The 13627-nt window shown below is 58.9% G+C and carries 12 protein-coding genes; all 12 read right to left on the bottom strand.

The window, feature by feature from the left end; translation table 11 throughout:
* Nucleotides 1-12: 12 nt before the first annotated feature.
* The 12 genes from B5G03_RS09365 to miaB all read right to left on the bottom strand — a co-directional run bounded on the left by B5G03_RS09365 (nucleotide 13) and on the right by miaB (nucleotide 13438).
* Nucleotides 13-834, bottom strand: coding sequence for an HAD family hydrolase (locus B5G03_RS09365; protein WP_087181450.1), 822 nt, complete (start codon nucleotides 832-834; stop codon nucleotides 13-15).
* On the bottom strand, nucleotides 822-1754 hold the full coding sequence (locus tag B5G03_RS09360) for an RluA family pseudouridine synthase (RefSeq protein WP_087181449.1): 933 nt from the start codon (nucleotides 1752-1754) through the stop codon (nucleotides 822-824). Before B5G03_RS09360 ends, B5G03_RS09365 begins: the two co-directional genes overlap by 13 nt.
* The gene (gene lspA / locus B5G03_RS09355; RefSeq protein WP_087181448.1) at nucleotides 1741-2238 is read right to left on the bottom strand and encodes a signal peptidase II; all 498 of its coding nucleotides are present in this window, start codon (nucleotides 2236-2238) and stop codon (nucleotides 1741-1743) included. The genes B5G03_RS09360 and lspA overlap by 14 nt, the downstream gene beginning before the upstream one ends.
* A gap of 85 nt (nucleotides 2239-2323) precedes the next feature.
* A complete protein-coding gene (locus B5G03_RS09350) occupies nucleotides 2324-3106 on the bottom strand; it encodes a DivIVA domain-containing protein (RefSeq protein ID WP_087181447.1) in 783 nt (260 codons plus the stop codon).
* A 27-nt stretch (nucleotides 3107-3133) separates the two neighbouring features.
* Nucleotides 3134-3931, bottom strand: a complete 798-nt coding sequence (locus tag B5G03_RS09345) for a YlmH family RNA-binding protein (protein ID WP_087181446.1) — start codon at nucleotides 3929-3931, stop codon at nucleotides 3134-3136.
* Entirely contained in the window at nucleotides 3915-4361 is a 447-nt protein-coding gene (locus B5G03_RS09340; protein ID WP_087181445.1) for a cell division protein SepF, read from the bottom strand. Before B5G03_RS09340 ends, B5G03_RS09345 begins: the two co-directional genes overlap by 17 nt.
* A 158-nt stretch (nucleotides 4362-4519) precedes the next feature.
* Nucleotides 4520-5737 carry a biotin/lipoyl attachment domain-containing protein gene (locus tag B5G03_RS09335; RefSeq protein WP_087181444.1) on the bottom strand — a complete coding sequence of 406 codons (1218 nt, stop codon included), beginning with the start codon at nucleotides 5735-5737 and terminating at the stop codon, nucleotides 4520-4522.
* A gap of 93 nt (nucleotides 5738-5830) precedes the next feature.
* Nucleotides 5831-6787 (bottom strand): tRNA (adenosine(37)-N6)-dimethylallyltransferase MiaA, encoded by a 957-nt coding sequence (gene miaA, locus B5G03_RS09330; RefSeq protein WP_087181443.1) that lies wholly within the window; start codon nucleotides 6785-6787, stop codon nucleotides 5831-5833.
* Complete coding sequence (mutL, locus tag B5G03_RS09325; RefSeq protein WP_087181442.1) at nucleotides 6771-8834, bottom strand: DNA mismatch repair endonuclease MutL; 2064 nt, start codon at nucleotides 8832-8834, stop codon at nucleotides 6771-6773. The genes miaA and mutL overlap by 17 nt, the downstream gene beginning before the upstream one ends.
* A 28-nt stretch (nucleotides 8835-8862) precedes the next feature.
* Nucleotides 8863-11457 (bottom strand): DNA mismatch repair protein MutS, encoded by a 2595-nt coding sequence (gene mutS, locus B5G03_RS09320; protein WP_087181441.1) that lies wholly within the window; start codon nucleotides 11455-11457, stop codon nucleotides 8863-8865.
* 104 nt (nucleotides 11458-11561) lie between these two features.
* Nucleotides 11562-11969 (bottom strand): YlbF/YmcA family competence regulator, encoded by a 408-nt coding sequence (locus B5G03_RS09315; RefSeq protein ID WP_087181440.1) that lies wholly within the window; start codon nucleotides 11967-11969, stop codon nucleotides 11562-11564.
* Between the two features lie 86 nt (nucleotides 11970-12055).
* Nucleotides 12056-13438, bottom strand: a complete 1383-nt coding sequence (gene miaB, locus B5G03_RS09310) for a tRNA (N6-isopentenyl adenosine(37)-C2)-methylthiotransferase MiaB (protein WP_087181439.1) — start codon at nucleotides 13436-13438, stop codon at nucleotides 12056-12058.
* Between the last annotated feature and the right edge of the window lie 189 nt (nucleotides 13439-13627).

Below are 13627 nucleotides of genomic sequence, written 5' to 3'. Positions count from 1 at the left end.
CTGTTCCTCCCGTTATTTTCCCTCTTGTTTTTTAACCAATGCATACAGGTACTCACCCACGCCTCCGTCTGTGCAGCGGGCAACCACCTGGTCGGCGGCGTTCTGCACCTCCGGCGGCGCGTTGCCCACAGCCACCGAATAGCCGGCGGCGGTCATCAGTTCCAGATCATTGAAGTAATCGCCAATCACGATGGTATGTTCCATGGGAATGAGTTCCCTGCGGCAAAGCTCTTTCAGTGCGGACGCTTTTGAGACCTGCTCCGGCATGATCTCGAAATAGATGAAATTGGTGGACACAAACTGCAGCCCGGGATAGCTTTTGTCCGCAAAATACTGCTGCACCTTGAACAAGGCTGCAGGATGCGCTGCGAAAACCACCTTGGCCCAGTTCGCCGGTACCTGCTCCAGCGGGCAGAGCACACAGCCCATCTTTTCGTCCTTCATGTGGGCAGTGGTGTACTGATTGGCCCGCACCACATAGGGGCGGCCCTCCTCCACCATGATCTCCACACCCAGATCCGGGAACGCTGCCATTGCTTCTTCGATGGCCTGCACAGCGGATTCCTGGTTCAGAAAATGCTGATCGACGGCTTCGTTCGCATGCAGGTCATACAGCACCGAACCACCGCACGCAATGGCTGGGCAGGAAAGCTCCAGCCCTTGCAGTGCCGCCCGGATTGATTCCGGCGGACGGCCGGTCGCCACGGTAAAGCGGCCGCCCATGGCCATAAACAGCCGGATGGCCGCCAGGTTACAGGCGGGGATGCCCTCCTTGGCCGTGAGCAGGGTGTTATCCATATCGCAGACCACAAGGTAATTTTTCAGCTGCTCCATTCCTCCTGCTCCTTTCCCAGCGAGCGCAAAAAGCGGGTGAAATACTCCGGCAGCTCGCTGTCGAATTCCAGATATTCGCCGGTGATCGGATGCACAAATCCCAGCGTTTTTGCGTGCAGGCATTGCCCCTGCAAGCTCTTGATCACATTTTTCGGCCCGTAGACCGGGTCACCAGCCACCGGATGGCCGATGCTCGCCATATGTACCCGAATCTGATGGGTCCGGCCGGTCTTCAACCTGCATTCCAGATGGCTGAATCCCTGATAGCGCCCCAGTACATGGTAAGCGGTATAGGCATATTTGGAGTTCTGCTCGGTGACCGCCATCTTTTTTCGGTCGGTTTTATGGCGGCCGATGGGTGCTTCCACAAAGCCCTCATCGTTTGCAAAACCGCCATACACCACGGTCTGATACACTCGGTTGATGCTGTGGACTGCCATCTGCTCCGACAGCCCGGTATGGGTCGCGTCATCCTTCGCCACCACCAGCAGACCGCTGGTATCTTTATCGATGCGGTGCACAATACCCGGGCGCACCACGCCCCCGATGCTGGACAGCCGCCCCGCACAATGATACAGCAGCGCGTTTACCAGCGTACCGTCCGGGTTGCCGGGTGCAGGATGCACCACCATTCCCTTGGGCTTGTTCACCACTAGAAGGTGCTCGTCCTCATAGACAATATCCACCGGAATATCCTGGGGCACCGCGTCCAGCGGCTGAGCCTCCGGGACCTCCACGCAGATGGAAATTCCCGGCTGGATCTTCTGATTTTTCGCCGCAGGTTTTCCGGCGTAAAGCACGCCTCCCTGCTCCATCAGCTGCTGCAGCGCGCTGCGGGAAAGGCCGGTCTGGGCAGCCAGGAACCGGTCAAGCCGTTCGCCCGCCTGCTCCGGCTGCACCACAAATTCAAATCGTTCCATCCGTTTTTTCTCCAGAAGCCTTCTTTTTGGCAGCCAGCTCCTCCAGAATCAGATTCAGAATCAGCAGGCCGATTCCCGTGCAGACCAGCACGTCCGCCAGGTTAAAGATCGCAAAGCGGATAAACAGGAAGTTGATGTAATCCACAACCTGATGATTGAACACCCGGTCGATCCAGTTGCCGATCCCGCCCGCCAGAACCAGCACCCAGGCCCAATATTCCAGCTTGCGGGCCGGGCGCTTGATCAACAGATAGGCCGCAATGGCTACCATTGCTACGCTTGTGAACGCAATCAGAAAAAACTGCTGACCGCTGAAACTGCTGAAGGCCGCACCGTCATTCAGATAATAGCGAAGCTCCACCACGCCGGGGATAAGCGGCATCGCCCCCACAGGCGCAAGCACAGCTGTTGCCCACAGCTTAATAACCTGGTCCAAAATCACAAGCAGCGCCACCACGGCGGCGGTAATCAATACAGTTGCCAAAACAAATGTTCTCCTTTAATCTTCCGTTTCGCAGCAAAGGCGGCGCCTTTTTCAAAACGCCGCCTTCCCTGGTGTTTTATTCCGATCAATCGGTGAACTGGATTCCCTTGAATCCCTGGAACGCCGGGGCCTGCTCTGGCTGCTCCGCCTGCTTGGGTTCTTCCACGGGCTCCTGGCTGAACGTCTGCGCAGAGAAATCCTCCTCAAAGAACTCTTCCACGGTATCCAGCATGTTACCGGCCGGCTCGCTGGACTGCTCCCCGTAAAGCTCGGCCAGATCGGGGAACTGCATGGTCTCCGCCTTCGGCTCCTCCATGACGGGAGCCTGCTCAGGCTGCATTTCTTCTGCCGGCTGAGGCTGGGGTTCTTCCTCACGCACCGGTTCCACAGCTTCCACCACGGGCTCGGCTTCCTCGATCTCTTCGTCGCCGGGCAGACCGCTGATCAGCTCGATGTGCTGCTTGTACATGGCCAGCAGGGTATTCTTAAAATGAGCCACTTCTGCCTTGACCCGCTCCAGCTCCTGCTGCTGCTCCTCGCTCTGCTCCTGAGCCACACGGGTGAGGGTATCGGCCCGGATGCCCGCCTCGCGCAGCAGAGACTCCGCCTTCTGCTTGGCTTCACGGATCACGCTTTCACCCATCCGCTGTGCATTCAGCAGCGCAGTCTTCAGGTTGTCTTCGTCCCGGCGGTACTCTTCGATCTTCTCCGCAAGGATGTACAGTTTCTTTTCCTTGTCGGCGTTGTCCGCGGCCAGCTGCTCCATATCCTGAGCCACCTGCTGCAAAAAGGCGTCCACGTCCTCCGGCCGATATCCACGCATGACCTTGTCGAACGTGACGCTGCGGATTTCCTGCGGTGAGATCATAATTTAATTCCTCCAGTATTTCTGGTATCAGTATTGAAAAAATGTAATAAATTGGCGATCTTTTTTGCTTTTTCCGCCGATTTCCTCAAGGCGAAAACGGCCGTTTCCCCGCACCGTGAACAGGTCGCCCTGGTACACCGGCGCATGCGGGTTGCTCACAGCCACATGATTGATCTCCAACCGGCCGCCGCGTACAAGATCAGCGGCCTGACCGCGGCTGCATCGAAGCATCGCCGCCAGGACTGCGTCCGCCCGAAGAGACGAAACTGTGGCGCTCTGCCTGGTCCGCTCCGGTTCCTGTACGGGGATTTCTCCGTAAAAGCGCTGGGTATGAACGGAATACCGGCCCACACTGGCAAGCTCATTGCAGAGCAGCTCCGCCGCCGGTTCCAGCGCAAATACATAAGCCGTACCGGGCGCCTGCGGGTCCGGCACGATATCGCCGATGCTGGACCGGTCCAGCCCAAGGCCCAGAACCGCACCCAGATAATCCTTGTGAGCAGGCACATCCTGCGCGTGAAAGCACTCCACCTGGACACAGGCAATGGGCGGGGTCCCGCAAGACCCCACCGGTTCGATGCACAGAATCTTCCTTTCCGCAAAGGGATAGCCGCCATCGAAGGAATACTCTTCACAGCTCTCCCGGTTCAGCGCAGCCTGCGCCAGCGTCTGTTCCCGGTCGCTCAGAAAGGAGCTGTAGCGTGCAATTCCCTTGCGCATAGCGATTCCGCACAGATCCTGGACCCGGCGCATCACCAACCGTTCCTGATCGTTCTGCGGCGGAACAAAGCCCCGCTGGGCAGCCGGATCAGAAGAATACGCCATTGCTCTCCAACTCGTCCAGCAGATCGCCCATAATATCCACGTTATAGGGGGTGATGATGAAGGTGCTGTTGGCCACGCGCTTCATCTGGCCGTTGTTGGCATAGGCCACGCCGGACAAAAAGTCCACCAGACGGCGGGAAACCTCTTTGTTCGTGGATTCCAGATTCAGCACAACCGTGCGCTTGGCGTTCAGGTGATCCGCCACAGTGCTGGCGTCGTCAAAGCGCTCGGGCTTGACCAGAACCACCTGCAGCTGAGTGGTGGCATTGATGTTTACCACCTTATTGCGCTTGCCGGTATTTTCCGGCGGATAATCCTCTTCCGGGGCAGCACCGCCGCGGGAGGGATTGATGAACATATCGTCGGTATCGTAGTAGTCGTCTTCGGCTTCGTCACCCACGCCCAGCATGCTTTTCACTTTATCAAACATCTTTCATTGCTCCTTCCAATGTGCATTGATAAGATTGCCCTTTTTCATGCAAGAAAAATATAAAATCAGTTAGTATATATTATCGCCGTTTTTCAGCAACCTGTCAACAAACAAAATCATTTTTTTGGCTGCTTCCATAAATTTTCACATGGCCATAATCAACTCAGGATTTTTCCATCCCGCAGGTCCGTTCCTTCCACGATCACTTCGTCGAACATGCGCAGCTCGTTGTCGGTGCCGACCTTTCCGTCCTCTGCCACCAGCATATATTCCTCGTTCTGATAAACGATCTGGATCTTACGCCAGCGGGCCAGATTGCCATATTTCACATAAACGCCTTTTTCGCCGTCCACAATATGCAGCGCATCGGCATCCACACGAAGGCCCTCGTAAGACTCGAAGTCGATCTTTGCCTCTTCCAGCGAGAGCCCCAACACATCAGCGCCGATGTATTCGCAGTGCAGCACGAATTTGGCCAGGCCCTGCTCCTCGTTCAGCTCAACAGATTCCACCGTGGCCGGAAGCGTTTTTTCTGCCGCGCCCGGGAAGCTGATCTGCACACTGGACACGTTCTGGAACTTTTTGCCCTCTTCCAGGCTGCAGGTGCCATAGAAATACCAAGTGTAGCTGGTCACGATTTTGCCCGCGCCCTCCAGAGGCTGCACGCCTTCGCCGCTTTCGATGGACTGCGCCAACGCCGCCGCGTCCATTTCATCCAGCTGTTCCCGGATCAGCGAGAGGAGATCTGCCGAGTCGGCGGCCACGAAATAGCCGCCCACCGGTGCGGAAATGGTCGCCGGTTCCCCCAACTGAGCCTCCACCTGCTCCTTCTGGGCTTGCAGTTCCTGCTTTGCCTGATCGAAGTTGCTCACCGCACCGGTCATGATCTGGATCTTGTTTGCCGCCAGAAGATACTGGTTGCCTGCCTCTTTCACCTGATCGTAGGCTTGCATGTCGATGCAGTCCAGCAGATCGTACAAAGCGTTCTGCTGCTGCTTATAGAGCATATCCACATCGGTGCCGCTGGTGTTTTCGGATTTTTCCAGCAAACTGAGCTGAGTCTCAAGCTCCTCCAGCTGGCGGCGGCTCTGGGCCTGCTCGGCACTGGCATAAACCTCCGCCACCGCCGTCCCGTTCGCCACACGCTCGCCGTTCTCCACCAGATAGCCCAGATCGCCGCTGCCCTCCACCGGGGTTTGATCGAACACCACATAGCCGTCGGCAAAAACGCTGTCGGACATGGTGTACTCCACCGCCGTTTCGGTGCGGTAAGGCCGGTTCAGGATGGCAAACAGCTGAACCCCCAGATACACGGCAGGCAACACGAGTACCGCCAGCACCACCGCTGTGATGATTTTTTGTTTGGAGCTTCGCATGCTTCGCTCCTCCTATTTGCAATGAATTTGAGCCGCAGCCGCACAGCGGACGGCCCTGTATTTTCCGTTGTGGTTTAATGCCGGTTCCCAAATTCACCGGCCGGAATCCGTCTGCGGCCAGAGCTGCTGAATACAGGCCCAGGCCTGCTCTTCCAGATTACCCCGCATGCCATCCAGCCAGATGGTCTGAGGCATTCGCCGGAACCAAGTGAGCTGCCGCTTGGCGTAGTTGCGGGACGCCTGCTTGAGCTTTTCGACGCAAGGCTCCAGCGGGCTTTCGCCGCAAAGATACGGGAAGAATTCCTTGTATCCAATCGCCTGCGCGGCGGTGCGGTAGGTATCCCGGTGGTCGTAGACCAGCTGCGCCTCCTGCAGGATTCCCTGCTCCAGCATCAGATCCACCCGGCGGTCAATTCGCTGGTACAGAGCGCTCCGGTCTTCAAACCCGATGCAGAACAGCAGACTGTCGTAAGGGGGCTGGGCCGGTTTCGATTCCGCACGCTGCCGAGTCATGGTAACGCCGGTCACCTGGAACAGCTCCAGGGCCCGCAGCACCCGTCCCACATTGTTGGGGTGGACCGTGGCCGCGTACTCCGGGTCGATCTTCGCCAGCTTTTCGTGCATGGCATCGGCTCCCAGCCGTTCCGCCTGCTCTTCCAGCTCCTTGCGTACGGCCGGGTCGGTCTTCTGCTCAGCAAAGCGAAGACCGCACAGCAGGCTTTCCATGTAAAGGCCGGTTCCGCCCACTAAGACCGGCAGCTTGCCCCGGGCGCTGATGTCCCGGATGCACCGGTCTGCCAGCGAGACAAAATCCGCCACGCTGAAGGCTTCCTCCGGCGCAAGGAAGCCCACCAGATGATGGGGCACTCCCTGCATCTCTTCTTCAGTCACCTTAGCGGTGCCCACATCCAGCCCCCGGTAGATCTGCATGGAGTCCACACAGATCACCTCGCCGTTCAAACGCTTGGCCAGCTCCACCGACAAAGAGGTCTTGCCGGAAGCTGTAGGTCCGCCGATGGCGAGAACTCTTGGTTTATCCGATCCGCCCAAACTGTTTTTCCAGCTCCTTCTTTGTCAATTTCAGTACCACCGGCCTGCCGTGGGGGCAGAATGGCGGCACCTTGCCGTCCAAAATATCCTGCGCCAGATGCATCAGCTCGGCGCTGGCGGTGCGGTCGCCCGCTTTGATGGCGGCCCGGCAGGCGATGGAATGCAGCACCCACTCGGTCTTTTCGCTCAAAGCATCCCGGCTGCCTCGGGCCAGCTTTGCCGCCAGCTCACAGATCAGGCCTTCCACGTCCGGGGTTTCCACATCGGCCGGAACCGAACGAACCAGTACCGTGCTGCCTCCGAAATCCTCGGTCTCCACACCGGCATCCCGCAACAGGGCCTCGTGCTCCAAAATGGCGTTCTTCTCCTCGGCGGAAAGATTCACCGTGACGGGAGCCAGAAGCAGCTGGCTGCTCACCTTGCCGTAATCTGCGGCCAGCCGTTCATACAAAATGCGCTCGTGAGCTGCGTGCTTGTCGATCAGACACATCTCCTGCCCGCGCTGGGTGATGATGTAGGTTTTGAACACCTCTCCCACATACTGGAGCGGCTGGCTGGTCTGCTCCGGCTCCATCGTCTGCTGCCGGGGCTCCAGCGGTTCTGTCGCAGGCTCAGAAAACACAGTCTGTTCCACAGGCTCTTCCGGTTCCGGCTGCGGCACGGGCTGCACTGCAGCTGCACCCCACTGCCTGGCAGGCTCTTCCGCGGTTTCCTCCGGCCCGGCGTATTTTGCCAGCGGCACCGGCTCCGAACGGAAGCCCTCTCCCACCGGCTTCGCAAAGCTGCTCGGGCCACTTTGCCAAACGCGGGAAATGCGCGGAGCGTCCTCTTCATCCGGCACCGTGACGATGGGCTCCAGCGGCTCCTCTTTTTTGGGCAGAACCGGCCAGATTCCGCCGGTTTCCGCCTTTTTCGGCTCCATTTTTACTGTAAAGTCATCTTGCTTCACAGTAAAATTAAATGCTTTTTTCGCTGCTTCCGGCTGCGCCGCGGGCTGCTTGACCGATTCCTTTTCAGCCGATTGACCGGCAGCGAACTGGAACTGCTGTTCCCCACCGCCGGGCTGGCCCAGCGCGTTTTTCACCGCGCCGTAAACTGCGTCAAACACATCGTTTTCCCGGGCAAAGCGCACCTCGGTTTTGGCCGGGTGCACGTTCACATCCACCAGCTGCGCCGGCATATCCAGCATCAGCACACAGCCCGGAAACTTGCCCTGCATCAGGGTTCCCCGGTATGCGTTCTCCATGGCGGCCATCATCGTGCGGTTCTTTACAAACCGCCCGTTGATGAAGAAGAACTGCATGCCCCGGCTGGCCCGGCAGGCTCGGGGCGGAGTGATCAGGCCAGATACAGAGTAGTTACCAATACTGGTTTTCACCGGCAAAAGATCCCGGGCGAACTCCTTGCCCAGCACTGCATAGACCGCGCTGCGAAGATCTCCGTCGCCGGGAGTCTTGTAAAGCAGTTTACCTTCACGGATAAAAGACACGCTCACCTCGGGGTGAGACAGGGCGATTCGGCTGACCGTCTCGCCCACAAAGGTGCCCTCGCTGGAATCCTTCTTCAAAAACTTCATCCGGGCGGGGGTGTTGTAGAAAAGATCCCGTACCGAGATGGTGGTGCCGATGGGCCGGGCCCCCGGCTCCATGCCAAGCTCCTCCCCGCCCTCGATGCGGTAGCAGCAGGCAAACTCGTCCGGCTCGGTGCGAGTGAGCACCTCCACCCGGGCCACGCTGGCAATGGAGGCCAGCGCCTCGCCGCGGAAGCCCAGGGTGTGGATGCTTTCCAGATCCTCCTGGGTTTGAATCTTGCTGGTGGCGTGGCGGATAAACGCGGTGGAAATGTATTCCGCCTCGATGCCGCTGCCGTTGTCTGCCACCTGAATCAGCGAAACGCCGCCCCGTTCAATGGTAACCGTAACCTTGGTGGCTCCGGCGTCGATGGAATTCTCCAGCAGCTCCTTCACCACGGAAGCAGGCCGCTCCACCACCTCACCGGCGGCGATCAGCTCTGCGGTATGCTTGTCCAGAATATGTATGACCGCCAAATCCGGTCACCTCCCTGAAAGCGCCGCCTTATTGCAGCGCATTTTTGATTTCACACAGGAATTGCAGCCCCTCGATACCGGTCAGGGTGTTCAGATCGGTATTGCGCAGCTTGTCCAGAATCTCGCTGGGCAGCGCCGGGCTGCTCATCTCCACCACTACGCCGAAGTCCAGCTGCTCCACCTGATGCTTTTTGGGCGCAGATGCTTCCAGTGCACGCAGCACTTCTTTGGCACGCTTGGTCACACTGTCCGGCAGGCCGGCCAGCTTCGCCACCTGAATGCCGTAGCTGTCATCGGCCGGGCCGCGAACAATCCGCCGCAGGAAGGTGATGTCGTCGCCCCGCTTCTTCACCGCGATGTTGTAGTTCTTCACGCAGTCCATGGCGTTTTCCAGCTCGGTCAGCTCATGGTAATGGGTGGCAAACAGGGTCTTGCAGCCGATCTGGCCGGCGATGTGCTCCACCACTGCCCGGGCAATGCTCATGCCGTCGAAGGTGGAGGTGCCGCGGCCGATCTCGTCCAGAATGACCAGGCTGCGCTTGGTGGCGTATTGCAGAATCTCGGCCACCTCGGTCATCTCCACCATGAAGGTGGACTGACCGGCAGCCAGATCGTCCGATGCACCCACGCGGGTGAAGATGGCGTCCACCACGCCCACCCGGCATTCCTGCGCCGGAACAAAACTGCCGATCTGCGCCATCAGGGTGATGAGCGCATTCTGGCGCATGTAGGTGGATTTACCGGCCATGTTGGGGCCGGTGATGATAAGCATATTGTTTTCCCCGCAGTCCAGCAGGGTGTTGTTGGGCACGAACAGGCTGCCCTTGAGCATCTGCTCGATGACCGGATGACGGCCCTCGGTGATGATCAGCTCATCACCGTCGTCCACCACCGGGCGCACATAGTTGTTGTTCACCGCCACCTGGGCAAGAGCCGTGAACACATCCAGCTGAGCCAGGGCGGAAGCGGTGTTCTGTACCCTGAGAATCTGAGCGGAGAGGTCCTGCAGCAGGTCCTCAAACAGCTGCCGCTCCAGCGCCAGCAGCCGCTCGCTTGCCCCCAGGATCTTGCTTTCCAGCTGCTTGAGCTCCTCAGTGATGTAGCGCTCTGCGTTGGCCAGAGTCTGCTTGCGGATAAAGTTCTCCGGCACCTGATCGGTGAAGGATTTGCTGACCTCCAGATAATAGCCAAACACCCGGTTGTAGCCCACCTTCAGGGTCCGGATGCCGGTCTCCTCTTTCATGCGGGCTTCCAGCTGGGACAGATACCCCTTGCCGCCGTGTACGATGTCACGCAGCTCGTCCACTTCGGCGTTGTAGCCCTGCTTGATCACGCCGCCATCCTTCAAAGTGGCAGGCGTCTCCTCTTCCAGCGCGGCAAAAATACGGTCCCGGATATCTTCCAGAGGATCAATGCGCTGGGCCAGCTCCTCCAGCTCCGGGCAGCCGCAGCCGGCGGCCAGCTCTCGGATCAGGGGCAGCTGGGTGCATGTGCTGGCCAATGCGTAGATCTCCTTGGGGGTGGCGGAGCCGTAAACCGTGCGGGTCATCAGCCGCTCCATGTCGAACACGTGGGACAGCGCCTCGCTCAGCTCGGCCCGCTGGATGTTCTCGCTGTAAAGGGCCTGCACACAGTTGAGCCGCCGGTTGATAGCTGCGGAGCTCACCAGCGGCTGCTCCAGCCAGCTGCGCAAAAGGCGCTTGCCCATGGCGGTTTGGGTCTTGTCCAGCACCCAGAGCAGGGTACCCCGCTTTTCCCGGCCGCGCATGGTCTCGGTCAGCTCCAGATTGGCGCGGGTCACCGGGGAAAGCTGCATGTACTGGGCCTCGGCGTAGCTGTGCACCAGCTTGAGCCGCTCCACGCCCTTTTTCTGGGTGCGATGCAGATAACCCAGCAGCGCGCTCAGCGCCGCGTGAGCATTGCCGTCCCGGGAAAGGCCGGTAGCCTTGGACCAGTCCGCACCGAACTGCTCGGTCAGCAGCCGCTCCACCTCGTCCGGGGCGTAGCACTCGTCCTCCATCAGCTCCACCGAGCAGGTCATGTGCTGCTTGATGTAGGCGGTCACGTCCTTGAAATCCAGAAGGGCCGTGTTGAACAGCAGCTCACTGGGATTGTAGCGGCACAGCTCCGCGATCAGCTGGGTGGAGAGCTTCTCCCCCGCCAGCTCTGTGGTGTGGGCGCTGCCAGTGGAAACGTCGGCAAAGCAGACACCGATGCTCCCGTTCTTTAAGTATACACTGCCGATGTAGTTGTTTTTGTCGTCCTGCAGCATGCTGCTCTCGATCACGGTACCCGGCGTGATCACCCGGATGATATCCCGCTTGACCAGGCCCTTGGCGGCGGCAGGGTCTTCCATCTGCTCGCAGATGGCGACCTTGTAGCCCTTTGCGATCAGCTTCGCCACATAGTTTTCGTAGCTGTGGAAGGGCACGCCGCACATGGGGGCCCGCTCCTCCTGCCCGCAGTCGCGGCCGGTGAGGGTAAGCTCCAGTTCCTTGGACGCCAGGATCGCGTCGTCGTAGAACATCTCGTAAAAATCGCCCAACCGGAAGAAGACGATCTCGTCCTTATGCTGCTTTTTGATCTCGAAGTATTGCGCCATCATGGGCGAAAGCTGTGCCAACGGTTATCACCTCTGCATTTTTTAGACGGGAAAGAGTGCGGCCCAAAGAGCACTGGAACTCAGCACCCTCCGGGCCGCACGAACGCTTTTATGGCAAATGCCTTTTAGTGGCAGCCGGAGCAGGAAGAGCAGCTGCCGCTGCAGCCGGCCTGGGCCTCCTGTACGGTCATGGGGTCGCCGCCGTTCATCGCGGTGTTGATGATGGCGTCGATGTAACCGATCAGGGCTTCGGCCTCAGCCTTGGCCTCGTTGTAAGCAACCATGCTCTCGCTGTTCATGATGTCGGTGTACAGCTGATTGACCTTGGCGTTCAGCTCGGCCACCTTTGCCTCGTCACGCTCGTCCTTGGCGATCTCGTTGTTCAGATCCAGACGGGCCAGGTTGAACTCGCCGATCATGTTCTGCAGAGCTTCGTCCGCATCGTTGGCTTTGCGGGCGGCATCCAGCGCCAGGTAACGGGCGTCGGTCTGCAGGGCTGCGGCGGCTTTCTTAAACAGGTCGATAACGTCCATGATGATTCTCCTTTGATTGGAACAATTTATATAATAAAAATATTATACCACAAAATTACAAAAAACAGCGGCTCGCTCAGTTTTTTTCACACAAGTTCGCCTTTGAGCACCGTGCCGCGGGAACCGGTCAGGTGCACCATGGCGTAGCTGCCCACCAGAGAGGGCTCGGCGGCAAACTCCACCACCAGATTATTGGTCAGGCGGCCGGAAAGGGTGCCCTCATCTCGCCCGGGACCTTCCACCAGCACACGCTGGGTCTGGCCGGTCATGTCCGCCACCAGCTTGCGGGCGATCTCGTCCTGCACGCTGAGCAGCCGGGCCATGCGGTCGGTCTTCTCCTTGCGGGTAATGGGGTCCGGCATGGTGGCGGCCTTGGTGCCGCTGCGCTTGGAATAGATGAAGGTGAACAGCTGCATGTAGCCCACCTTGCGGATCAGCTCCAGAGTCCCCTCAAAATCCTCCTCCGTCTCGCCGGGGAATCCCACGATGATATCGCTGGAGAAGGTGATGTCGGGGATCTTCTCCTTGGCATAATCCATCAGCTCCAGATACTGGGCCACGGTGTAGTGGCGGTTCATCTGGGCCAGAATCCGGTCGCTGCCGCTCTGCACCGGCAGATGCAGATGGTTGCAGATCTTATCCTGCGCGGCGATGGTGTCGATCAGTTTGCGGCTAGCATCCTTGGGATGGCTGGTCATGAAGCGAATATGATAATCGCCGGGCACAGTGCACAGCAGGTTCAAAAGGTCCGAGAAGTCAATCTGCTCCTCCAGCCCCTTGCCGTAGGAGTTCACATTCTGCCCCAGCAGAGTGATTTCCTTGCAGCCCGCAGCCACCAGCTCCTTGAACTCAGCCAGAATGTCCGCGCTGCGGCGGCTGCGCTCCCGCCCGCGCACGTAGGGCACGATGCAGTAGGTGCAGAAGTTGTCGCAGCCGTACATGATGGGCAGCCAGGCCCGGAAGTTGGAATCCCGGCGGATGGGAGTCTCCTCCACCACCTCGGCCCGCTCTGTGGGGGTAAGCAGAATGCGCTTTTTGTTGCCGGCGATCTTTTCGCACAGCAGCTGCGGCAGGGTGTCGATGCCGTTTACACCGAACACGATGTCCACAAAGGGATAGCTTTCGCGGATCTTGTCCACGATGCTCTGCTGCTGGGCCATACACCCGCACAGGCCGATGATCAGGTCGGGCTTGTCCTTCTTCAGTCGCTTGAGCGCGCCCACGTTGCCGAAGACCCGCTGCTCCGCGTGCTCCCGCACCGCGCAGGTGTTGAAGAGGATCAGGTCCGCCTCCTCCACCGAGTCGCACATGCCGTAGCCGATGTCCGCCAGAACGCCCTTGATCTTCTCGCCGTCGTTCACATTCTGCTGGCAGCCGAAGGAATGCACATAGGCCAGCGGAGGGCTGTCGTACCATTTGGCCACCAGCTCCGCCGCCTGTTTGTTATGTTCAAAATGAATGATCTCCAAAATATGAGCTCCTTCTGAAAATAGCTTGGTTTCAATACACCGTTTTAGTATACAATACTTTTTCCTGTTTCACAAGCCCTTTGGGCCGGATATCCACGCCTGCCGCAGTAAAATTGCAGGCATGCAAAAGCCCCGGCCACCGAAAAACATTTTTCAGCGGCCGGGGCCTGTTTTCCATCCTATTCTTCC

Origin of the sequence: Gemmiger sp. An50, from assembly GCF_002161595.1 — a bacterium.
GTDB lineage: Bacteria > Bacillota > Clostridia > Oscillospirales > Ruminococcaceae > Allofournierella.
Note: the sequence above shows the minus strand (reverse complement) of the source record. Positions and strands in the feature narration are given on the sequence as shown.